At 45.5% G+C, this 22,084-nt stretch carries 21 protein-coding genes; 10 read left to right on the forward strand and 11 right to left on the reverse strand.

What is annotated here, in order from left to right; all coding sequences use genetic code 11:
• The first annotated feature begins 197 nt into the window (after positions 1-197).
• Positions 198-2,291, forward strand: a complete 2,094-nt coding sequence (pnp, locus tag AC1P5O_RS04765; protein WP_004278576.1) for a polyribonucleotide nucleotidyltransferase — start codon at positions 198-200, stop codon at positions 2,289-2,291.
• Positions 2,292-2,429: 138 nt separating this feature from the next.
• On the opposite strand, the gene AC1P5O_RS04770 is transcribed toward pnp, so the two are convergent.
• The 6 genes from AC1P5O_RS04770 to AC1P5O_RS04795 all read right to left on the reverse strand — a co-directional run bounded on the left by AC1P5O_RS04770 (position 2,430) and on the right by AC1P5O_RS04795 (position 9,457).
• Positions 2,430-2,693 (reverse strand): HP1242/YdcH family protein, encoded by a 264-nt coding sequence (locus tag AC1P5O_RS04770; RefSeq protein ID WP_004729352.1) that lies wholly within the window; start codon positions 2,691-2,693, stop codon positions 2,430-2,432.
• An 89-nt stretch (positions 2,694-2,782) separates the two neighbouring features.
• Positions 2,783-3,112, reverse strand: coding sequence for a chaperone modulator CbpM (locus AC1P5O_RS04775; RefSeq protein ID WP_004278573.1), 330 nt, complete (start codon positions 3,110-3,112; stop codon positions 2,783-2,785).
• A gap of 484 nt (positions 3,113-3,596) precedes the next feature.
• Positions 3,597-4,046, reverse strand: a complete 450-nt coding sequence (locus AC1P5O_RS04780) for a DUF2147 domain-containing protein (RefSeq protein ID WP_499005779.1) — start codon at positions 4,044-4,046, stop codon at positions 3,597-3,599.
• A gap of 333 nt (positions 4,047-4,379) precedes the next feature.
• A complete protein-coding gene (gene hslO, locus AC1P5O_RS04785) occupies positions 4,380-5,255 on the reverse strand; it encodes an Hsp33 family molecular chaperone HslO (protein WP_004278571.1) in 876 nt (291 codons plus the stop codon).
• Between the two features lie 50 nt (positions 5,256-5,305).
• A complete protein-coding gene (locus AC1P5O_RS04790) occupies positions 5,306-7,159 on the reverse strand; it encodes a cation:proton antiporter domain-containing protein (RefSeq protein ID WP_005102909.1) in 1,854 nt (617 codons plus the stop codon).
• A gap of 75 nt (positions 7,160-7,234) precedes the next feature.
• Positions 7,235-9,457 (reverse strand): primosomal protein N', encoded by a 2,223-nt coding sequence (locus tag AC1P5O_RS04795; RefSeq protein ID WP_005102911.1) that lies wholly within the window; start codon positions 9,455-9,457, stop codon positions 7,235-7,237.
• A 150-nt stretch (positions 9,458-9,607) separates the two neighbouring features.
• On the opposite strand from AC1P5O_RS04795, the gene gspF reads away from it, so the two are divergent.
• From gspF to AC1P5O_RS04810, 3 genes are all read left to right on the forward strand, one after another.
• Positions 9,608-10,813: a type II secretion system inner membrane protein GspF gene (gene gspF, locus AC1P5O_RS04800; RefSeq protein ID WP_005102913.1), complete on the forward strand. Its 1,206-nt coding sequence runs from the start codon at positions 9,608-9,610 to the stop codon at positions 10,811-10,813.
• 79 nt (positions 10,814-10,892) lie between these two features.
• Positions 10,893-11,327, forward strand: coding sequence for a type II secretion system major pseudopilin GspG (gspG, locus tag AC1P5O_RS04805; RefSeq protein ID WP_004278567.1), 435 nt, complete (start codon positions 10,893-10,895; stop codon positions 11,325-11,327).
• A 284-nt stretch (positions 11,328-11,611) separates the two neighbouring features.
• Positions 11,612-11,947 carry a hypothetical protein gene (locus AC1P5O_RS04810; protein ID WP_262471975.1) on the forward strand — a complete coding sequence of 112 codons (336 nt, stop codon included), beginning with the start codon at positions 11,612-11,614 and terminating at the stop codon, positions 11,945-11,947.
• 154 nt (positions 11,948-12,101) lie between these two features.
• Here AC1P5O_RS04810 and lnt read toward each other — a convergent pair whose 3' ends face one another.
• Entirely contained in the window at positions 12,102-13,661 is a 1,560-nt protein-coding gene (gene lnt / locus AC1P5O_RS04815) for an apolipoprotein N-acyltransferase (RefSeq protein WP_348941973.1), read from the reverse strand.
• The gene (locus AC1P5O_RS04820; protein WP_004278564.1) at positions 13,658-14,497 is read right to left on the reverse strand and encodes a CorC family transporter; all 840 of its coding nucleotides are present in this window, start codon (positions 14,495-14,497) and stop codon (positions 13,658-13,660) included. Before AC1P5O_RS04820 ends, lnt begins: the two co-directional genes overlap by 4 nt.
• Positions 14,498-14,698: 201 nt before the next feature.
• Between AC1P5O_RS04820 and tusA the strand changes: the two genes are divergently transcribed.
• On the forward strand, positions 14,699-14,959 hold the full coding sequence (gene tusA / locus AC1P5O_RS04825) for a sulfurtransferase TusA (protein ID WP_004729361.1): 261 nt from the start codon (positions 14,699-14,701) through the stop codon (positions 14,957-14,959).
• Between the two features lie 163 nt (positions 14,960-15,122).
• On the opposite strand, the gene AC1P5O_RS04830 is transcribed toward tusA, so the two are convergent.
• Positions 15,123-16,835, reverse strand: coding sequence for an electron transfer flavoprotein-ubiquinone oxidoreductase (locus tag AC1P5O_RS04830; protein WP_262471971.1), 1,713 nt, complete (start codon positions 16,833-16,835; stop codon positions 15,123-15,125).
• Positions 16,836-17,021: 186 nt separating this feature from the next.
• Between AC1P5O_RS04830 and AC1P5O_RS04835 the strand changes: the two genes are divergently transcribed.
• The 5 genes from AC1P5O_RS04835 to AC1P5O_RS04855 all read left to right on the forward strand — a co-directional run bounded on the left by AC1P5O_RS04835 (position 17,022) and on the right by AC1P5O_RS04855 (position 21,445).
• Positions 17,022-17,633, forward strand: coding sequence for a DUF1285 domain-containing protein (locus AC1P5O_RS04835; protein ID WP_262471969.1), 612 nt, complete (start codon positions 17,022-17,024; stop codon positions 17,631-17,633).
• Between the two features lie 48 nt (positions 17,634-17,681).
• The gene (gene murI / locus AC1P5O_RS04840) at positions 17,682-18,554 is read left to right on the forward strand and encodes a glutamate racemase (RefSeq protein WP_005267551.1); all 873 of its coding nucleotides are present in this window, start codon (positions 17,682-17,684) and stop codon (positions 18,552-18,554) included.
• Positions 18,555-18,670: 116 nt separating this feature from the next.
• Positions 18,671-19,699 (forward strand): DUF4062 domain-containing protein, encoded by a 1,029-nt coding sequence (locus AC1P5O_RS04845; protein ID WP_005267549.1) that lies wholly within the window; start codon positions 18,671-18,673, stop codon positions 19,697-19,699.
• Positions 19,700-19,764: 65 nt separating this feature from the next.
• Positions 19,765-20,778, forward strand: a complete 1,014-nt coding sequence (gene hemH, locus AC1P5O_RS04850) for a ferrochelatase (protein WP_262471967.1) — start codon at positions 19,765-19,767, stop codon at positions 20,776-20,778.
• Between the two features lie 22 nt (positions 20,779-20,800).
• Positions 20,801-21,445, forward strand: coding sequence for an MBL fold metallo-hydrolase (locus tag AC1P5O_RS04855; RefSeq protein ID WP_262471965.1), 645 nt, complete (start codon positions 20,801-20,803; stop codon positions 21,443-21,445).
• A gap of 40 nt (positions 21,446-21,485) precedes the next feature.
• Here AC1P5O_RS04855 and AC1P5O_RS04860 read toward each other — a convergent pair whose 3' ends face one another.
• Complete coding sequence (locus AC1P5O_RS04860; protein WP_004278555.1) at positions 21,486-21,668, reverse strand: hypothetical protein; 183 nt, start codon at positions 21,666-21,668, stop codon at positions 21,486-21,488.
• Between the two features lie 174 nt (positions 21,669-21,842).
• Positions 21,843-22,016, reverse strand: coding sequence for a DNA gyrase inhibitor YacG (locus tag AC1P5O_RS04865; RefSeq protein ID WP_262471963.1), 174 nt, complete (start codon positions 22,014-22,016; stop codon positions 21,843-21,845).
• Positions 22,017-22,084: the final 68 nt, after the last annotated feature.

Consider the following 22,084-nt stretch of genomic DNA (forward strand, 5'->3'; position numbering starts at 1 on the left):
CTAAAGTCGGCTTAGCTTTGCGCTAAGCCAGTGGAAGGGGCGAATGTTTCGCTCCTTCTTTGTGTTTAAAAATAGTATTTAATCTGGTGAGGTCGGCTTCTAAGCTTTGTCATTTACTCGTCCATATGGTCATGAATGCCAAACCTTAGGGGTCTCCACTAGAATAATTGTTCACAAGAACTAGGAAAAAATAAAACATGTCAATGTTTAATATTATTCGTAAAGAATTCCAATTCGGTCAGCACAACGTTATCCTGGAAACAGGTCGTGTTGCCCGTCAGGCAAACACTGTTGTGATTACCATGGGCGGCGTACAAGTACTTGTTGCTGTTGTGGCACAGCCTAAAGCAAAAGCAGGTCAAGATTTCTTCCCATTAACTGTTAACTACCAAGAAAAGCAATATGCTGCTGGTCGTATCCCGGGTGGTTATGGCAAGCGTGAAGGCCGTCAGTCTGAAGCTGAAACTTTGATTTCACGTCTGATTGACCGTCCAATTCGTCCATTGTTCCCGGAAGGTTACTTCAACGAAATTCAAGTAACAGCCACTGTTATTTCTTCTGATAAAACAATGGATGCTGACATTGCTGCAATGTTAGGTACATCTGCTGCATTGTCTATCGCTGGTACACCTTTCCGTGGTCCAATCGGTGGTGCGCGCGTTGGCTTAATCAACGGTGAATACATCCTAAACCCGAACCTTGAACAACTTAAAGAGTCTGATCTTGATCTTGTTGTTGCGGGTACTGAAACTGCAGTATTGATGGTTGAATCTGAAGCGAAAGAGCTTTCAGAAGACCAAATGCTGGGCGCTGTTTTGTTCGGTCATGACGAAATGCAAATTGCGATCCAAGCGATCAAAGAATTTGCTGCAGCTGCAGGCGCGGTTGAATCAACTTGGGTTGCTCCAGTTAAAAATGAAGAACTTCTTGGTAAATTGAAAGAAGCATTCGAAGCGAAAATCTCTGAAGCGTACACGATTGCAGTTAAGCAAGACCGTTATGCGGCACTTGACGCGCTTTATGCAGAAGCAGTTGCACAGTTCGTTCCTGAAAATGACGAAACGGGCATTGCAGAAGAAGTAAATGAGCTGTTCGAAGACCTTAAATATCGTACTGTACGTGACAACATCCTGTCTGGTAAGCCACGTATCGATGGTCGTGATACTAAAACTGTTCGTGCAATCGACGTACAAGTAGGTGTTCTAGATCGTGCACACGGTTCTGCATTGTTCACACGTGGTGAAACTCAGGCCTTGGTCACAACGACTTTGGGTAATACACGTGATGCGTTGATGGTGGATACCCTTGCAGGTACCAAAACTGACAACTTCATGTTGCATTACAACTTCCCTGCATACTCTGTAGGTGAAACGGGTCGTGAATCTGGTCCTAAACGTCGTGAAATCGGTCATGGTCGTCTGGCACGTCGTGGTGTTCAGGCTGTACTTCCTGCGGCTGACCGCTTCCCGTACGTGATCCGTATCGTATCTGACATCACTGAATCAAACGGTTCGTCTTCAATGGCGTCTGTATGTGGTGCATCACTTTCTCTTATGGATGCAGGTGTTCCACTTAAAGCACCAGTTGCAGGTATTGCGATGGGTCTAGTGAAAGAAGGCGAACGTTTCGCAGTTCTTTCTGACATCTTGGGTGACGAAGATCACTTGGGTGACATGGACTTTAAAGTAGCAGGTTCTGCAAACGGTATTACTGCGCTACAAATGGACATCAAGATTGAAGGCATCACTGAAGAGATCATGGAATCTGCATTGAACCAGGCTTATGCGGGTCGTATGCACATCTTGAATGAGATGAACCAGGTGATTTCACGTGCGCGTCCTGAAATTTCGATGCACGCACCGACATTCCAGGTGATCAACATTAACCCGGATAAAATCCGTGATGTGATCGGTAAAGGCGGCGCGACCATTCGTGCAATTACTGAAGAAACTAAAGCAGCGATCGATATCGAAGATAACGGTACAGTTCGCGTATTTGGTGAAACTAAAGCGGCTGCGCAAGCTGCAGTTGCCAAGATCCAGGCACTTACTGCTGAAATCGAGCCAGGTACAATTTATACAGGTAAAGTGATTCGTATTGTTGAATTCGGTGCGTTCGTAAATATCCTGCCAGGTACTGATGGCTTACTTCACATCTCTCAAATCTCAAACGAACGCATTGCGAACGTGGCAGATGTATTGAAAGAAGGTCAGGAAGTAAAAGTACAGGTTGCGGATGTTGATAACCGTGGCCGTATTAAATTAACGATGAAAGACATCGAACAAGTTTAATTCTTAAAAATATTCACATGGGAAAATTCATGTGAATAACAATAAAAAAGCCCTGAGCTTGATCAAAGTGTTTATTTTGGCTGGCTCAGGGCTTTTTTTATGCTTCAGTATTGGTCTGAATGTGGTGTTCAGTTGATCTCAGGTTAAGGGATCTGCTTCAGAGCTTTTTAACAAACGATAAATTTCATCTTTTAATTTCAGTTTTTTACGCTTGATCGCCTCAATATCATTGTTGATATGATTGACTGGATCAAGTTCAAGCTGGCTGATTTCTTTGTCCAACTCGTTATGTTCCTCGAATAACTTGGCAAAATAGGGATTTTCCTCGCGAAGTTGCACAATCAAGTCGCGGTATTCGGGAAACATGTATTTGATTTTCTTATTGCAATCTTTGGTTTTCATAGGGATTCTTATACTATAATCATAAAATTAAATATAAATATGTTCTGATCTGCACTGAAAAATGCAGATCGACAGAACATGAAAAGGATTTACTTGAAGTGCAAATGTTTGACCTCGCGGCGTAACTCCTGCACTTCATCAATGAGGTCCAGCATCATGGCAACGGCGCTAAATGAGGCATCAAAATCGCGTTGCAGGCGATAGGCGCGTTGTGCACGCGAGATATCTTCACCGAGGAAAGTGCTGGTCGGGGTTGTAGAACGATTTGGTAAAATTCCATGTTCAATTAACTGCATGACCCATTCCGGGCTTTGTCCACAGGCTTCTGCAAAGTGGATCAAGTCAAATGAACGATCGTCCATAATTTCTGAGGGGGTATAACCGTGGGAAAAACTTTCTTGGTACTGAATCGTAGTCATGGGTCTACTCCTTAAACAGCCAAGTGTGCAAAATCCGTAGAAAGGGAAGGTACTAAAATAGAACGCTTTCCAATCCTTGGACATGCAGACTCAGAGTGATGACTCAAATGATCATGAGTGAAGAGTCGGGATGCACTGGTAGTTGATGAATCAGTCGGTCTGACCGGATCTTTATCAGCAGCATGCGAGGCAAAGAAGGTTAAAGCTGAAGTTGTTTTTATAATTTTATGTGTTATCGACAAAGCGTATTCAATCACTTTCCTGTGTTGAATAGAGGGCGCCATATCAGGGCTGCAAAGCAGACCAGAGGACAGAATTGAACAAGGCTGAAGATTGATCATCATAAGTGGATAAAAAATAACCGTCTTCGATCCATTATTATGACTTTGCCTGCTCAAAAACAGTTTTTATTTGTACCTTATTGTTTCAAATCATGACAAAGAAAAAAGCCCCTGATATAGGGGCTTTGAAAATCTTTCTGAAATTAATATTTTACCCAAGTAACACTGCGACCAATTACCGATACCCCGACATAACCACGCAAGGTCAGACGTTTGCCATTAGCACTTAAGCGTGCTTTACCTTTGTAAACTTTGCCACTGATCGGATCAAGCACTTTGCCATCATGGTATTCACGTGGCTTTTTCGGATCTGCCTTAAAATCCCAGATAAACGGCAGGCCTAGAAAAGGCTTGTTCTTAAGCTGACCTGGACATTTATGACAAATTCCCATTTTTTCTGCGCCAGGCAAGCTGCGTGTTTCGACAATTACTCCTTCATAACTGCCATCTGCTTTCTTGCGAATTTCCACATCCGCACGAGAATAACCCGATTGATCATCGATGGTTTTCCATTTACCCAATAACGGATCTTCATAGGCAAAGGCCAGGCTAGAGACTGCGGCCAAACTTATCCCCATTAGTAGAGTATTCAATAATTTTCTCATAACATACCTGTTAAATTGATGATGTATTCATTTTAGAATTATTGCTCTAATTTATTTTAAAAGCATAATTAAATCAAGAGTATGAACTGTGCGGTCTTTCTCATAATTTTTTGAAAATGATGAATATTCAGGTTTTGTTAGTGTGAATAATCTTATAATTTAAAAGGGATTCTTAGATTGGATTTACAGGAGAGTTTGATTCAGGAGGTAGACAGGTTTTCTACTGTAGGGGAATACGCTTTGTTGAGCTCAGTCACCTAGATTTTAAAACATAAAAAAAGCATTCCTGGGAATGCTTTTAAACTTAAGGATTCGAACTGCTTAGCTCAGGTGTTTACCAAATAGGCCCAAGGCTTCTTCAGCAGTAAAAGTATATTGGCTATTACAGAACTGACAGTCCATCTCGATCGGATTCTGGAATTCCAGCGTTTCACGGATCGACTCTATTCCGATTTGCTGTAAAGCGACTGCACAACGCTCTTTAGAGCAGGTACAACCAAACTTCAACACTTCCGTATCTGGCAGACGCACTTCTTCTTCGTTATATAAACGGTACAGAATATCAGTGGCTTGCAAACCGACTAACTCTTCAGTTTTTAGAGTCTCTGTGAGCATGGTCAGACGTGGCCATAGATCTTCATCTACCCGGCGTTGTTCTTCTTCACTATTACGTGGTAATAACTGAATCAGTAAACCACCTGCACGCTGATGGTCACTTGCCAGTACAATACGCGTCGGAATCTGTGCAGACAGGTCATAATACTGCATCAGACAGCCCGCCAGATTTTCTTTATCAAGGGGTACAATCCCCTGATAACGCTCACCAAATTCTGGTTCGATATTGATGAATAGAACCGGAGAGGTGAGTGATTTCAACACTGTACTACTGTCTTCACCGACCAGAAAGTGCGGATCTTCTTCATAGTCAGCCAGAGCGCGAACTTCACCCAAATGGTTACATTCAGCCATAGCCCATTTAAATGTGCCCGATGCCTGAATTTGCAGGCTGATACGCCCTTTAATCTTCAATGTGCTGGCCAGCAGTGCAGTGGCACTAAGCATTTCACCTAGCAGGATTTTAACTGCAGGCGCATAGTCACGTTGCGCTAAAATGGTTTGTAAAGCTTCTTCAAGATGCACCACTTCACCACGAACAGGGCTATCTTCAATAAAAAAGCGTTGGCGTAAATCAGACATAAAATTCTCCATAACCCTGCTTTAATGGTGTCATTATTGTAAAACACAAGTTAGGACAGTTCATCTCTTAACGTATCAATTCCTGCGCCGTTTGTATCCTGTTGCTGCGGTGTAGCCTGTTTTTGCACTTTATGGCGTTGATCCTGGGTAAACAGATGCTCCAGTTCAGCCAAACTGCTGCGCTGATTTTCATAATTTGGATGTTCATCCGGATCCAGATGATATTGACTATTGAGCAGTTTTTCATCCTGTTCACGGAAGTTTTGAATCTGTTGCAGGCTTTCTTCCGGGTCAGGATTGAGCTGGGTTAATAAGGCTTGACTGAGTTCCAAGGCGGAAAGATAAGTTTCACGCCAGATATGTTTCACGCCCAAATCCTGCAATAAATGCACATGATGTCGATCACGGGCGCGGACCCATAAACAGGTTTCAGGATAATTCAGCCGCAGATGCCGCACGATCAGCATCGAGTCTTCAATATCATCAATGGCGACAATGACCTGTTGCGCCGTGGCAACCCCTGCCTGCATCAAGGCTGCCGGTTCTGTCGCATCTGCCTGATAGAAAGGGATGTCGTACTGCGCCAGAAGCTCAGTGGCTGGCACAGTGCTGTCCATGACACTAAAGGCGTGTTGCTGTTGCAGTAGAATCCGGGCGATGATTTGTCCGAAGCGACCAAAGCCAATCAGCAGGATTGGTGTATGGGCTTGAGGATTAATATCAGTTTCAAAAGTCGCTGCCAGATGATTGTGGCGATCCAGACGCGGTAAGATCTGACTGTGCAATAACCAATAAAATGCGGGGGTCAGCAGCAAGGAAAAACTCACCATCCACAGCAAGGGAGAGAGCAGATCAGCCGCAATAATCTGGTCGGAAACCGCAATCACCAGTGCCAGTAAAGCAAATTCGCCACCTTGTGCCAGACTGGCTGCTAACAAGGTGCTATTGCGCCAGCTATTTTGATGATAACGCGCCAATGCCAGGTTGATTGCAAACTTGCCCAAGATTAAAATGAGGGTGCCACCGAGAATCATCCAAGGGAAATTGAGCAGATCAGCTAAGTGCAGTGACATGCCTAGACTGATAAATGCCAAGCCCATCAACAGGCCCTGAAAAGGCCGAATCGTACTTTCTACCGCAGGCCTGAAATCTGAATCTGCCAGTAAAATGCCGGCAAATAAGGCACCGAGAAATAGATTCAGTCCGAGGGTATTCATCAGCACCAATAATGCCAAGGTCACCGCAATCGCTACAATCGCATGCAGTTCGTGACTGCCACTTTTAGCAATCCAGCGATACAACGGCTGCATCAGGTAACGATTACACAGAAACAGACCACTCAACGTTGCGATGATCGCAGCAAAATAGGCCACGCCATGTTCAGTGGAGCGAATCCCGGCAAATAATGGAATGGCTGCAATCACCAGAATGGCCAACAGAGCATGAATCAGCAGAATCGAATAGGCTTGCTGACCATAGCTGGTGGCGAACTGTTCCTGATGATTGAGATGTTGAATCACCAAAGTCAGGGCGGACAAACTGCCGGCGAGTCCAATTACAATGCTGGCGAGTAGGCTTTGCTGAAGGAAAACCCAGGCCATGAGCGTGAAAATCAGGGTGCTGATTAGTACCTGTAAAGCAGCCATCATCCACAGGGAGGGATTAATCTGCACAATGCGTTGTGGTCTGAGTTGCAGGCCGATCCAGAACATCAGTGCCATCAGGCTGACTTGCATGAAACTACTCATGACTTCGGGTGTCTGAATCAGGTGCAAAAGGCTTGGACTTAAGATGATCCCTGTTAACAGATAGCCCAGCACACTTGGCAATCTGAGCCTTTTACTCAGTGGCACTATCAACAGTGCAATAACCAGAACCAGTGTTATTTGTAACAGTATCGACATTTTCCTGCCCTAAATTTATTCTTGATCCAGACTTGCAGTTTCGTATTCCAGATCGATCCTCAGGCGCAATATCTTTTAGCTCAGTTCCTGAGGGTCGATGTCCAGCGTGAGCTTCATGCTAGAAGGTTTGTCCTGCAGCATGTTTTGCCACCAGCTACGCACATAGTAATGCAAACGTGGACGATCCGCTGACAATAGCACCATATGCGACTGATAGCGTCCGGCCTTACGTTCCATTGGCGCAGGAATTGGTCCCCAGATGTCCAGCGCCAGATCAGGATATTGCCTGAGGAGTGCTGCATGTTTCTGTAAGAATTCGGTATTTTGTGCCTGATCCTTGGATTCACAGCGAATCAGGATGGCATAACGGTAGGGCGGCATTCTGGCCATCTGCCGTTCTTTTAAGGTCTGCTGGGCAAATACGCGATAATTTTCATTCACTAAGGTGTTCAGCAGGGCATGATCAGGTCTGAGGGTCTGCAGATAAACATCGCCTTTATGTTCACCACGTCCGGCACGGCCAGCCACTTGCACGATCAGTTGCGCAGTCCGTTCAGTAGCACGGAAGTCCACACTCAGCAGACCGGAATCAATATCCAGAATCGCCACCAGCGTCACATAAGGAAAATGATGCCCCTTGGCCAGCATCTGGGTGCCGAGTAGAATCGCCGGTTCGCTTTTCTGAATCTTGTCATAGATTTTTTGCCAGCTGCCGACCCGACTGGTGGAATCGCGATCGACCCGAATCACCTCAAAATCCGGAAATAGCTCATTTAAATGTTCTTCGACTTTGCCGGTGCCCATACCCAGTGTAACCAGTTCCTGATGCTGACATTGCGGGCAGTGTTCCGGCATACGGTGAATAGTACCGCAGTGATGGCAATGCAGATGCTGATAAGGCTGACGGTGTACAGTGAAGTTGGCATCACAGTGCGGACATTGCGCCTGCCAGCCACAGCTGCCACAAAGCAGGACGGGGGCATAGCCACGGCGGTTTAAAAAAATCAGTACCTGTTCTTTTTTCTCCAGGCGCTTTTTGATGTCCTGAATCAATTGCAGGCTAATCCCATGCTTTTTTTGCGCAACTTTTAAATCCAGAATATGGATTTTGGGCATCAAGGCCGTACCGGCACGCTGGTTCAGCTCCAGTGCCTGCATCTTGCCATGTTCAACCAGCGCATAACTGTCAATACTTGGTGTGGCTGAACCTAAGATTACCGGACATTGCTGTAAATGGCCGCGGTACAGGGCGACATCACGGGCATGATAGCGGAAGCCTTCCTGCTGTTTAAAGGACAGGTCATGTTCTTCATCTAGAATGATCAGGCCCAGATTCGGCATTGGCGTATAAATGGCGGAACGTGTCCCAAGCACAATCGAGGCTTTGCCAGTTTCTGCCGACTGCCAGGCCTGTAGCCGTTTGGAATCATTCAAACCGGAGTGCAGCAACGCAATATGGCAATGAAAACGGGACTGAAAACGGCTGATGGTTTGCGGCGTCAGGCCGATTTCCGGCACCAGCACCAGCACCTGTTTGCCCTGTTTCAGTACCTGTTCCATGATCTGCAAATACACTTCAGTTTTACCGCTGCCGGTCAGACCATCCAGTAAAAAAGCTTGATATTGATTGCGATATTTTAATACCTGTTCGACTGCATGTTTTTGTTCAGGATTGGCAGTAAGCGGCATTTGTGCCAGCTGCATCGGCTGCGGATTGAAATCTTGTGGCTCCAGCACACAGGCGCAAATCTCTTTTTTCTCCAGCGCTTTTAAGGTCGCGGTTTCAATCCCGGCCATGTTCAGCACATTTTCAGTGGTCCCGACCGGATGCAGTTTTAAAATCCGGTAAGCTTCCTGCTGCTTGTCCGAACGGCGTACTTTGGCCTCGGCATCAGGGTCCAATAATTTCCAGGTACGGGCCAGCAGGTTATAAGGCTTACCCTGACGCAACAGAGTCGGCAGGGCACTGTGGACGACTTCACCGATCGGAAACTGGTAATACTGCGCTGACCATGTCAACAAACTTAAAACTTTGGCATCTATAATGGCGCGTTCATCGAGCAGTTCGGTTACTGCCTTAAGCTTAAAGCGTGGGTCGAGAGGAGTGTCTGCAGGCAGTTTTTCGATAATCACCCCGACCAGATTCTGACGTCCAAATGACACCATTACACGTGCGCCAATCTGCGCCTGTTTAAATTGTTCTGCACTCATCGTGTAATCAAAACAATCAAATACATGCACAGGTACAGCAACGCGTACGCGATAAATTGGACTTAAATCGGTGTGGGAATTTTGCATATCTTGGGGTGGAGATCCTGAAGAAATTTCGTCGTGCTTAAAGTTCGATTATGTTAGAGTGAGTAGATAATTTATATCAAAGAATATGAATGATTTCGGTGGTCTGACGCAACAGCGTTGAGCAAAATTTTGGAAAATTAGAGCATTACAATGCCTGCATATCAGTTTATTGCGCTTGATGCTTCAGGAAAGCAGCAAAAAGGCGTGCTGGAGGGGGATTCTGCACGTCAGATCCGGCAACAATTACGGGATAAAGCACTTATTCCTGTCTCTGTTGATCCTGTTGAAAAAAAAGACCAGCAGCATCGTCGAAAATGGTTTGAAAAAAGTATTACCGCCTATGATCTGGCTCTCATGACCCGGCAGCTGTCCGTGCTAGTCGCCGCCGCGATTCCATTGGAAGAAGCCATCCGTGCTGTTGGCAAGCAAAGCGAAAAAGTACATGTACAAAACCTGCTGATGTCAGTGCGCTCAAAAGTGCTGGAAGGGCATAGTCTGGCGCAGGGCCTGCAGCAATCCGGACGTTTTCCTGAACTGTATATTGCCACAATTGCTGCCGGTGAACGTTCCGGACATCTGGACCTGATTCTGGATCAGTTGGCTGACTATACCGAAAACCGGTTTGCCATGCAGAAAAAAATTCAAGGTGCAATGATCTATCCGATTATTCTGATGCTGATGTCCTTTGCGATTGTGATGGGGCTGATGACCTATGTGGTGCCGGATATCGTCAAGACTTTTGATCAGAGTAAAGACGCCTTACCGTGGATTACCGTGGCCTTGATGAAAGCCAGTGATTTTATCCGCATTGCTTGGCCATTTTTATTGATTGGTGGTGCTTTGGGGATTTTCCTGTTGGTCCGGTTTTTAAGAACCACCGCCGGGCATTATGCCTTTGACCGTCTGACCTTAAAATTACCTTTATTCGGCAAATTGTCACGCGGGATTAATGCCGCACGTTTTGCCAGTACCTTATCCATTTTGACCCAGTCTGGCGTGCCGCTGGTCGATGCACTGCGCATTGGTGCTGCAGTCAGTAACAACTGGGTGATCCGTGATGCTGTCAATCTGGCAGCGGAAAAAGTCACTGAAGGTGGCAACCTGGCGACCCAACTGGAACGCAGTGGTTATTTCCCGCCGATGATGGTACAAATGATCAAAAGTGGTGAAGCGTCTGGTGAACTGGACCGCATGTTGGAACGTGCTTCACAGATGCAGGATCGCGAAGTGACCACCCTGATTTCAACTTTACTGGCCTTGCTGGAACCTTTAATGCTGGTATTGATGGCCAGTATTGTTTTGGTGATTGTGATTGCAGTGATGCTGCCAATTGTGAATATGAATAATATGATTTAAACAGAAGCCAGTTAGAATTTTGCTGTGATCAAGATTCAAGTGGAAATTCTGAATGATGCAAATAAATGAGAGAGATTGAATGAAAAGGAATCAATTAAATAAACAGACGGGCTTTACCTTAATCGAAGTCATGGTGGTGATTGTTATTCTCGGTGTGCTTGCTGCGCTGATTGTTCCGAATGTGATGGGACGCGGTGAAAAAGCCAAAGTAGATACCACCGTGATCAAGTTGCAGAGCATTGCAGGTTCACTGGATCAATACAAGCTGGACAATGGCAAGTATCCAAGTATGCAGGAAGGCGGTCTGGATGCACTGGTGAATCAGCCAGCGACTGCAAAAAACTGGGTGCCAGGCGGTTATGTCAAGGGCGGTTTTCCAAAAGACAGCTGGGATAATGAACTGCAATATGTGATTCCGGGCACCGATGGCCGCAGCTTCGATCTGTATTCATTTGGTGCAGATGGTCAATCGGGTGGTGAAGGAACAGATGCCGATATTTATTATCAGCCTTAATTGAGAATCGTTATAAATTTTCGATAGATAGAATATATCACTTCACTGAATAGGCTATTTCAATACGAAGTGAAGTGATAATAACTATTAATTATTAAATATAATGTAAGTTAATGATATTTATAATAATGAAATAATAAAAACGATATGCGAGTTATAATAAGAATTATTCCCATATTTATCTATTACAATTCTCGTAAAATATGAATAAACATACACTTTCTATTTATTTAAAAAAGCTCATAATGATCTGAATGGTACTTGACTCGCCAACGGAGAAGCACATGAAAGCATTTATCTTGGGAGATGAAATCAATCAATTTCATTGGTCGATGCTGAAATCTGTTCTTCTGGTTTTAAGCATGCTGCCGATCAGTCAGGGAATCGTCCATTTATGGCAAAGCACCGAAGGCAGCAGCCAGATTATGGTGGCCTTTTTTGCTATCAGCTTGATGAGCAGTTTATTGGCACTGTGTTTCTGGTCAGCATTAAACGCGAGTGTAATTCGCATTCAGGCCGAGCAAAGCTCAGCATTTGAGCAGACACTGGTTAACCTGTATCGTCATGTGCCGATGCTGTCTCTTGCCAGCATGTTGTGTTATTTGGCTATACAATTTTAAGCTTGAAAGAGATGAAAAAACCGAGGCTATGACCTCGGTTTTTTATTGCCTTGAATGTTCCTCCCTTTCGTAAAGGGAGCTTAGGAGGGATTGATAAGATGCTATATTCAGGAATCCCCTAAGTCCCCCTTTGTAAAAGGGGTACTTGAAAAAATTACCGTCTAGATTTAAAGCTGACATCCACTTTACGTGGACGGAAGCGCCAGCCCACTAGCAAGAGTAGAACCGAGAAGATCAGGACCGGCCAGTCGCTGAGTTTCATATATAGCGTTTCACCCTGCATGGCTGGAAGTTCGCCACGTAATACTGCTTCCTGATCCATCGGGGCTTTTTTCACAATGTGACCATTGTGGTCAATAAAGGCGGTCACACCGGTATTGGTCGCCCGAATAAACCAGCGGCCATTTTCTTTAGCACGCATTTGCACCATCTGCAGATGCTGTAATGGTCCTGCCGTGCCGGTAAACCAGGCATCATTAGACACGGTCACCAGAAAATCACTTTGACTGGCATTGCGACGGGTCAAATTCGGATAAGCCACTTCATAGCAAATCGCAGAACCCAAAGGATGATTTTTTACATTCAATGGTTTTTGATGATCTGCGCCCCGGGTAAAACCACTCATGGATGGATCATTTTGCAGTGCCGGCAGAACCCAACTTAACCAGCCTGAAAGTGGAATATATTCACCAAAAGGAACCAGTCGTTGCTTCTTGTATAGCCCATCGGATTCATCTCCGCTGGCCATAATACTATTGTAATATTTTGGATAACCCGCAGCCTGTGATTCTGCTAAATCCCAATACGGAATGCCGGTCACCCAGGCCGTACCTGATTTTTCAGCCTGTACTTTCATGGCTTCCAGAAAGGCTTCAATATCAGTCTGGAACATGGGAATCGAAGATTCCGGCCAGACGATCAGATCACGGCCCCATTCGGTTCTACTCAAATTGGCATAAATCAATAAGGTCTTCACCTGATATTCAGTCAGCCATTTCAAGTCTTGCGGAATATTGCCCTGAATCAGGGAAACCGTTAAAGGCTTTTGATTTTTTTGCTCAACAAACGTCAGCTGTGCTGCGCCCCAGGCACCGAGTAATAAAACTGCCGAAGGAATAGCCCAGAACAGGCGTCTATTCAGAATTTCAACCAGTGCACAGGCCAGAATGATCACCACGAAAGACACCCCGAACACCCCGAATAAAGGCGCATAAGCATCCAAGTAGCGTTCGGTAAAGGCATAGCCAGCAAATAGCCACGGGAAACCGGTAAAGACCCAAGTCTTGGACCATTCAAACAGCACCCAGAGCGGGGCAAAGGTTAAAGGAGTTTCCGGGAAAAAGCGGCGATAGACAAACGTTTGAACGGCACTAAACAGACCCATCACCAGTGCCATAATCAGGATCATCACGACACTGAGAAATGCACTGGTATCGCCATAGACATGAATCGAGGTGTACAGCCAGAATGCGCCGACAAACCACAAGCCAATCCCGTAAGCCCAGCCAATGCCAAAGGCCTGTTTTGCGCTACGTCCGCGCAGGCAGGCATAGAGCAGTGCCGGAGACAGAATCGCCAGCCACCAGTAATGATAGGGGGCTAATGCCAAACTGAAAATGGCACCTGCAAATAAGGCAATTAAAACAGGATAGATCAGCGGCAAGGTTTTTTGCTGTTGAGACGAACTCAACAGCTTATCGAAATACGCTCTCATTGGCGCACGGCTCGAATCAGGTGAATCGAGCGCGAATCTGCTTCAAGAATGGTAAATTGCCAGTTTTCCAGTTCAATGGTTTGACCTTCAAGGTCACTCACCAGACCAATTTCCTGTAATAACAAGCCGCCCATGGTTTCCACTTCATCATCAGGGAAAGTCGCATCCAGCATATTATTGAAATACTCAATTGGAGTCAGGGCTTGGACTACCCAGGTATTGGCGGTAGTCGGATCATTGTCCGGAACAATGTAGTATGCTTCTTCATCAGCATTGTCATGTTCATCTTCAATTTCACCGACAATTTCTTCTAGAATATCTTCCAGTGTCACCAGACCTGAGGTCGTACCGTATTCATCAATCACCACCGCAATATGCGTCTGGGTATTCTTTAACATGCGCAGCACCTGATCGGAGCGGGCACTTTCCGGAACAAACAAAGGCTGACGCATAAGCGCGCGAATGTCGACTTTGGCCGTCGGTTCAGTCAGAAAAGGCAATAGATCCTTGGCCAGCAGAATTCCGACTACATTGTCGGTCTGATCGGATGAAAATACCGGAAAACGTGAATGCGCAGACTCGACCAGCACATGCAGGATATCCAGCAGTTGGTCATCTTCCTGTAAGCTGATCATGGACGTGCGAGGCGTCATGACTTCACGAATTTTGGTTGCCGGGAGGTCAAGAACGCCCTCAAGCATGGCAACAGTATCGGGTTCTAAAAATCGACGTGAATCTTGTACTAATTTTAGCAGTTCGTCGCGAGTTTCGGGTGCAGTTCCCAGCCATTTGCGTAAGCCGCGCATACCCCACGACGGGCCTGATTCCTCGTGCATGATTTTTCCTGAAGACTCTTAATATCTAAAAAAACGTGGTTTTATCATACCGCAGAAAATTCGCTTGTCTATTGTAAATATGATGCGCAGTCTTGATCGCGCGAGTCAGCGCTGATTTTGGAGCTGGCCACGTATGTAAAGCAGCAATGTAATCGCAGCTTTATGCTAAAATATGGCGGTCTTTCCATCCTGAGTCTATCGATGTCCCCAACTGAAATTATTCCAAGTCTGCAATTGAATACCCGAGGTTTACGTTGTCCTGAGCCAGTGATGATGTTGCATCAGGCGATCCGTAAATCCAAGGCAGGTGATGTGGTTGAGGTGTTTGCCACGGATAATTCAACGTCGTGGGATATTCCAAAATTCTGTATGCATCTGGGACATGAGTTGCTGTTACAGGAAGAACGACTGGATGAAAATGGCAATAAAGAATTTCATTATTTAGTCAAAAAAGGCGGCTAAAAATACCAAGGGCTGATGAGCTCAAAGATTTGTCTTATTTAGAAAATAAAATTTCAAAAATCTGCTTAATTAAATAGATGAATGGACAGGAACTGAAATTCTAAATATTTATCCATAAATAAACCCGCTTAAAAGCGGGTTTATTTTTTATCTGATGATTAGATTACATGTTCGGGTAGTTTGGACCACCACCACCTTCCGGTGTTACCCAGGTGATGTTCTGGGAAGGATCCTTGATGTCACAGGTCTTGCAGTGCACACAGTTGGCTGCATTGATCTGGAAGCGTTTCGAACCGTCATTATTTTCCATGATCTCATAGACACCCGCTGGGCAGTAACGCTGTGCAGGCTCATCCCATTTCGGCAGATTTACTTCCACCGGAATTGAAGCATCGGTGAGTTTCAAATGCGCTGGCTGGTTTTCTTCATGGACCGTATTCGATACAAACACCGAAGACAGACGGTCAAAGGTCAGCTTGCCATCCGGTTTTGGATAGTTCGGCTTAAAGCTTTCAGTTGCCTGGGTTTTTAGCGCAGCATGGTCCTGAACCAGATCATGCAAGGTGAACGGCACTTTAAACACGTTCTGGTCGATAAAGTTAAAGGCACCACCGATCCATTGACCGAATTTGTGCATTGCCGGGCCAAAGTTACGCGAGTTATAGAGCTCTTCTTTTAACCAGCTGTTGTTGAACTTGTCGGTATAAGCAGTCAGTTCTTTGACAAAGAAATCTTCGCCTTCCACTACACGCGCCACCGCCAGATCACCGCCTTTTTCGACACCAGCAGCAATCGCCTCAAATACCGCTTCACCGCAGAGCATGCCGGATTTCATCGCCGTATGAGAACCCTTGATCTTGGCAAAGTTCAGGAAGCCGGCATCATCCCCAATCAATGAGCCGCCCGGGAAAGTGAATTTCGGCAGCGAGTTAAATCCACCTTTGGTCACAGCACGTGCACCATAAGAAATACGCTTGCCACCTTCCAGATACTGCTTGATCAATGGATGGGTTTTCCAGCGCTGCATTTCCATGAATGGATACATGTGCGGGTTGGTATAGGACAGATCCACGATCATGCCCAGGGTCACCTGGTTGTTTTCAGCATGGTAGAGCCACCAGCCACCTGAAGAACCGGTTTCAGAAAGCGGCCAGCCGGCACCGTGCATCACCAGACCCGGTTTGTGCTTGGCAGGATCGATTTCCCAAAGTTCTTTAATCCCGATACCGTAATGTTGCGGATCCGCATCCTTGTCCAGGTTGAATTTCTGGATTAAACGCTTACCGAGATGACCACGGCAGCCTTCAGCAAAGATGGTGTATTTGGCATGCAGTTCATAACCCGGAGTAAAGTTATGCGTTGGTTCGCCATCTTTACCAATACCCATATCACCGGTCTGGATGCCTTTTACCGTGCCATCGGCATGATACAGAATTTCAGAGGCTGCAAAGCCCGGAAAGATCGACACTTCCAGTTCTTCCGCTTTCTGGCCTAACCAGCGCACCACATTGCCCAGTGAAATGACATAGTTGCCATCGTTATGCATGGTTTTAGGCACCATCCAGTGCGGTGCTTCCTGTGATTTTTCATCTGAAAGCAGGAAGAAGGTTTTATCTTCAGTCACCGGGACATTCAGCGGGGCACCCTGTTCTTTCCAGTCGGGGAACAGCTCATTCATGGCACGCGGTTCAAGCACAGCACCAGACAGAATATGTGCACCGACTTCGGAGCCTTTTTCTACGACACAAACGGACAAATCGTTTAAGTTGTTTTCAATTGCAAGTTGACGGATTTTGATCGCAGCAGAAAGACCCGCAGGGCCTGCGCCTACGATGACGACGTCAAACTCCATCGATTCACGTTCGATGTGTTCCATGTAGGACTCCTCATATTACTATTCGGTGGCAACCATAACCGGATGGTTGGGTGCTGCCATAAGTGTTCTTGGTTCCTAGACACAAAAATGCTGGTGTCTTTGATAATCTGGGCTAGTATAGTTTTAAAGCCGGTTTTAGCCAATTGGCTGAAACATATTATTTTTCCGTCATTAAGGTCTTCTTTTATGGATAAGCCAGTACCCAGCACAAATCCGACGAAAAAAGTAACTTATCCCGATGATAAAAATTTAATGGATATCGCACAATACTTAAAAGATGCACAGAGCAGTCACAAAAGGTCAATTCCCCCTTTGGAGCAATGGCAGCCAAAGCATTGTGGCACCATGGATCTGAAGGTTTTAGCCAACGGCGAATGGTGGCACGAAGGTCAATTGATCAAGCGTCAGCCGATGATCGACCTGTTTGCAACGGTCCTATGGAAAGAAAACGATAAATTCTATCTAAAAACACCAGTAGAAATGATTGAAATTGAAGTTGAAGATGAACCTTTATTTGTCAATCAGGTTGATCAGATTGAGATCAATGGAGTGACTTATCTGCAACTGGGCACGACCACGCAAGATCTGATTGTTGTCGATGCTGAACATCCAATCTTTATGCGTGAATATAAAGGTGAACTACGGCCTTATGTGCATATACGTTTTGGGATCAATGCCCTGATCCAGCGCGCTGCATTTTTACATCTAGTGGAGATGGGCGAGCTTGATGAAAATCCGGCAGGCGAAACTGTTTTAAGTTTGAAAAGTGGTGATTTAGACTTGCATTTGAGCACCTGAGGTTTAAGCTTGATCGCTAGAAATTTCAAACAAGCCACCTGCAACGTTATGAGCGCTATTCAACCAATTTCCCAGCTATTAGACCCGATGCCCAATGCCACGGCAGATGCGCCGATTGGTATTTTTGACTCAGGCGTAGGCGGCTTGTCAGTCGCCCTGGAAATTGCCCGCCATTTGCCTAATGAGCGCTTTGTCTATTATGCGGATACTGCGCATGTGCCTTATGGCCCGAGAGATGATCAGGAAATTCGTGCCCTGACGGCTCAGGCGATTGAATGGCTTTATCGTCAAGGTTGTAAAGTTGCGGTGGTGGCTTGTAATACCGCTTCCGCTTTTAGTCTGGATTATTTGCGTGACTATTATGGTGAAAACTTCCCGATTATCGGTTTAGTACCTGCACTTAAACCGGCAGTCCTGAATACCCAGTCGAAAACTGTGGCGGTACTGGCCACGCCCGCGACCTTTCGCGGTAAGCTGATTAAAGATGTGATTTCCCGTTTTGCTGAACCGGCTCAAGTCAAAGTCCTGCCTGTGACCAGTCTGGATCTGGTGCCTTTTGTTGAGGCTGGAAAGCAGATGAGTACAGCCTGTTTGCAAACATTAAAAGAGATTTTACAACCAGTTGTGGATCAAGGCGCTGATTATTTAGTGTTAGGATGTACACATTACCCCTTCCTAAAATCGTCAATTCAGTATATTTTTGGTCAAAAGCTGACATTAATTGACTCAGGATTCGCGGTTGCAAGACAAACGGCCCGAATTTTAATTAAAAATGGGTTATTATTTGAGCAAGAGTCTAAAGAAAGCGTGAAAATTGAATTGGTGGTGAGTGGGCAGAATGCTGAACAGCTCCGACCGATTTTGCAGCACCTGATTCCGGCCGATTTAAAATGGCAGGTCAGTAATATGAGTGCAGTCTAAAACTCATTTTTATAATTTAAGAAGAAAGATATTTTGATTTTGGGGTGGCCATATTGGGTAAAGAAGCATGTGATGATGCATTTTTTATCCAAATGTACAGGAGAAGAGGATAGCCCATGCTGGATAAACGGTACCAAGTGTTCATCTCAACCTCTGGGGCAGAAATGCAACCAGAGCGTATCATTCTGTCTCAAACACTGGTAGGAATGGGGTTTTTCTCGTGGGGACTGGAACAGCGTACACCGCTGAATACTGCATTTGCACGCCGCCAGATTGATGACTGTGATTATGTCGTGATTTTGCTGGGCAGCCAGTATGGGGAGCAGTCGGTATCGGGTGTTGGCTATATGCATCTCGAATATATTTATGCAGTGACCAAGCAAAAACCGATTATTGTGTTTATGCATGATGACCCGGCATCACGTGAAAGTGCATTGCATGATGCCAAACCGGAATTACAGGAAAAATTCAAGGAATTCCGTCAACTGTTACAGCAAGAAGTGGATCAGGTCTTTACTTACCGTAGCCTGCGCGATCTGGAAATGGCAGTGCGTTTTAACATGCCGCAAATGCTGGAGCGCTATCCGGTAACCGGCTGGGTGCGTCCGCAAAATACCCAGGCGCTGCATGACGAGATTGATCAGCTGAAAGCTAAAGTGGCGCAACTGGAACGCGATGGCGGAACTGCAGAAGTCGATCCATTCCTGAGCCTGCCCAAAGTGGCGATGCATGAAATTTTTTCTTTTGAATACCGGATGCATGCTTATCAGGATGGTAATTTTAAAGAAATCAAAGTCCATAAAAAACTGACTTGGGCACAATTGTTGGCGTTATTGGGTTCAACTTTTGTCAATCCGACCCCTGAAGAGTTTTTCTCGAAGCGCATGAATGAATATCTGAATGAAACCGGTCTGCAGGATGCACGGGTGCAGATGCCGCGTGCGCATGCTGTCGCGCGTGCCCAGATGAATATTCGTGCCTTGCATAGTTTAAAAATTCAAATGCGCCAGAATGACTGGATTGTGCCATCCGGTCGTGATGACCGACAGCGCATGCTGTGGCAGATCACGCCAAAAGCGCAAAAGTTGCTGGACAGCAGCTTGCTGGATTTAGATCGCACTTTTCAATATAAGTCAGCGTATTAATCCATAGAGAGAATAAATAAAAAGCTGTTAAAGTACAGGGGTTGATATCCTGACGGACGAACTGAATGTATTCTCCTGCTAAAGCGAAAGTGACGATTATATTGGCAAACTTGGGCACACCAGATGAGCCTACGATTCCAGCGGTACGCCGTTTCCTCAAGCAGTTTTTATCTGATCAGCGTGTGATTGAAATTCCCAAACCGATCTGGCAAATCATTCTGCGCTTATTCATTTTGCCTTTCCGTCCAAAGCGGGTATCACAGGCCTATGCGCAAGTATGGGGACAGGATTCGCCGATGCGTGAAATTCTGTTTGAGCAGGTCGCAGCAGTCAAGACGCATCTCACCCAGCTTTATCCGCAGTTTGAACTGAATGTGGTACCTGCAATGACCTACGGCAATCCGAATATTCAGGATGTCTTGGCACAGGTCTCAGCGCAGCCACAGGAACACATGATTCTATTTCCCTTGTTTCCACAATATTCTGCCACTTCGACCGCACCTCTATACGATGCAGTGGCGAAATGGGTGGTGAAACAGCGCAATTTACCCGGTTTGACAGTGATCCGGGATTATTATCAACATCCTTTATTTATCCAGTCGCTGGCTCAAAGTGTACGTGACTATCAGGCAATTCATGGTAAGCCAGAAAAATTGTTAATGTCTTTCCACGGCATTCCACAGCCCTATGCCGATAAAGGCGATCCTTATGCCGACCGTTGCCGCATAACTGGTAAGCTGTTAGCTAAAGCCCTGGGTTTAAGCGAAGATCAATATGCGATCAGCTTCCAGTCACGGTTTGGCAAGCAGGAATGGATCAAGCCCTATACCGATGTTTTGCTTGAAGATTGGGCGAAACAGGGGGTGAAATCAATTCAAGTGATGAGTCCGGCATTTTCCGCGGACTGTCTGGAAACGCTTGAAGAGCTGGCAATTGAAAATGCCGAGGCTTTTAAAGCACTCGGCGGAGAAAGCTATAGCTATATTCCGGCATTAAATAGCCGTGAAGATCATTTGCGATTGCTCAATAGTCTGCTACAGGCTAATCTGGATGCATTGACACAGATACTTGCCCATTAACTTGCCCGAGGTTTTTCACCCCATGTTACAAGTCAAAATTGTTCCAGTTACTGCATTTCAGCAAAACTGTTCCATCGTTTGGGATGCGGACACTAAAGAAGCCATTTTGATTGATGCAGGGGGCGAACCTGAAAAACTGAAAGCTGAAGTTGAAGCGCTGGGTTTAACGGTTAAAGCCTTGTGGCTCACTCATGGCCATCTGGATCATGCGGGTGCGGTGGGTGCATTAAAAAAGGCTTGGAATGTACCGGTGATTGGACCACATAAAGAAGATGCCTTCTGGCTCGACATGATTCAGGAAGTGTCTGCACGTTATGGCTTCCCGATTCCGGAAAAAGTCGAAGTGACCCAGTGGCTGGAAGGTGATGAAGTACTCAAACTCGGCAATGAAGAGTTCGAAGTGCGTTTTGCTCCAGGCCATACGCCAGGTCACGTGATGTTCTATAACAAAAATTATGCCTTGTTATGGACAGGTGATGTATTGTTCAAAGGCTCGATTGGCCGCACTGATTTCCCGCGTGGCAATCATCAACAGCTCTTAGATTCAATTCAGCGTGAATGTTTCAGCCTGCCAGATGAAACCCAATTTATTTCAGGACATGGACCGGTCAGCACCATTGGTTTTGAAAAGCAGCATAATCCTTTTGTTGCAAGCCAAGCGGGTTAAAAGCGTAAATAAAAGACCAACATAGTTTGGTCTTTTATCTTTATTCTGAAAAGGGATTATTGCGAAGTTGTCGCGTTTGCATGTGTATGAGCCAAGCGGCAAAAGCAAAAAGCACACCCAATACAATAAATAAACTATCTTGTTGGAAAATGCCGACTCCCAACGAAAGAAGTGCGAGTAGACCAACCCCAATTAATATGACTCTTAAAATAATATAACCCATATTATTGCTCTAAAAATAATGTGAAAATTTAGAGTAGAACAATAATACTAAGGCTTTATGAAAGATGTTAATTCGTGTTGCTTTATCTAAGTAATTTTATAAAATTCATATGATTATTTACTTAATTTCGACAAGATTGTACTTTCGGACATAAGTCTCGACAGGTAAGACATTTTATTCTTCGCTGTTGTCGGCTTGTGGTGCATCCTGGGTAGGCAAACTATATTCCTCATTGGCCCAGGCACCCAGATCAATCATCTTGCAACGTTCTGAACAAAAAGGACGGTAATCATTATCTTCCCAAGTGGCCAGATTGCCACAGCGTGGACAGTTTAAAGTGGTAGGCATGGGACGACTCCAAAGAAAAATAAAGGTTCGATTAGGCAAATATAGCCGCACTTGTTAGACTTATGCGG

The organism is Prolinoborus fasciculus, from assembly GCF_056724605.1.

Bases quoted from the DNA above. Each gene is read 5' to 3' on its own strand.
- pnp (WP_004278576.1), top strand. From the start codon at position 198: ATGTCAATGTTTAATATTATTCGTAAAGAATTCCAATTCGGTCAGCAC.
- AC1P5O_RS04770 (WP_004729352.1), bottom strand. From the start codon at position 2,693: ATGAAAACCAAAGATTGCAATAAGAAAATCAAATACATGTTTCCCGAA.
- AC1P5O_RS04775 (WP_004278573.1), bottom strand. From the start codon at position 3,112: ATGACTACGATTCAGTACCAAGAAAGTTTTTCCCACGGTTATACCCCC.
- hslO (WP_004278571.1), bottom strand. From the start codon at position 5,255: ATGTCTGATTTACGCCAACGCTTTTTTATTGAAGATAGCCCTGTTCGT.
- AC1P5O_RS04790 (WP_005102909.1), bottom strand. From the start codon at position 7,159: ATGTCGATACTGTTACAAATAACACTGGTTCTGGTTATTGCACTGTTG.
- AC1P5O_RS04795 (WP_005102911.1), bottom strand. From the start codon at position 9,457: ATGCAAAATTCCCACACCGATTTAAGTCCAATTTATCGCGTACGCGTT.
- gspF (WP_005102913.1), top strand. From the start codon at position 9,608: ATGCCTGCATATCAGTTTATTGCGCTTGATGCTTCAGGAAAGCAGCAA.
- gspG (WP_004278567.1), top strand. From the start codon at position 10,893: ATGAAAAGGAATCAATTAAATAAACAGACGGGCTTTACCTTAATCGAA.
- AC1P5O_RS04810 (WP_262471975.1), top strand. From the start codon at position 11,612: ATGAAAGCATTTATCTTGGGAGATGAAATCAATCAATTTCATTGGTCG.
- lnt (WP_348941973.1), bottom strand. From the start codon at position 13,661: ATGAGAGCGTATTTCGATAAGCTGTTGAGTTCGTCTCAACAGCAAAAA.
- AC1P5O_RS04820 (WP_004278564.1), bottom strand. From the start codon at position 14,497: ATGCACGAGGAATCAGGCCCGTCGTGGGGTATGCGCGGCTTACGCAAA.
- tusA (WP_004729361.1), top strand. From the start codon at position 14,699: ATGTCCCCAACTGAAATTATTCCAAGTCTGCAATTGAATACCCGAGGT.
- AC1P5O_RS04830 (WP_262471971.1), bottom strand. From the start codon at position 16,835: ATGGAACACATCGAACGTGAATCGATGGAGTTTGACGTCGTCATCGTA.
- AC1P5O_RS04835 (WP_262471969.1), top strand. From the start codon at position 17,022: ATGGATAAGCCAGTACCCAGCACAAATCCGACGAAAAAAGTAACTTAT.
- murI (WP_005267551.1), top strand. From the start codon at position 17,682: ATGAGCGCTATTCAACCAATTTCCCAGCTATTAGACCCGATGCCCAAT.
- AC1P5O_RS04845 (WP_005267549.1), top strand. From the start codon at position 18,671: ATGCTGGATAAACGGTACCAAGTGTTCATCTCAACCTCTGGGGCAGAA.
- hemH (WP_262471967.1), top strand. From the start codon at position 19,765: ATGTATTCTCCTGCTAAAGCGAAAGTGACGATTATATTGGCAAACTTG.
- AC1P5O_RS04855 (WP_262471965.1), top strand. From the start codon at position 20,801: ATGTTACAAGTCAAAATTGTTCCAGTTACTGCATTTCAGCAAAACTGT.
- AC1P5O_RS04860 (WP_004278555.1), bottom strand. From the start codon at position 21,668: ATGGGTTATATTATTTTAAGAGTCATATTAATTGGGGTTGGTCTACTC.
- AC1P5O_RS04865 (WP_262471963.1), bottom strand. From the start codon at position 22,016: ATGCCTACCACTTTAAACTGTCCACGCTGTGGCAATCTGGCCACTTGG.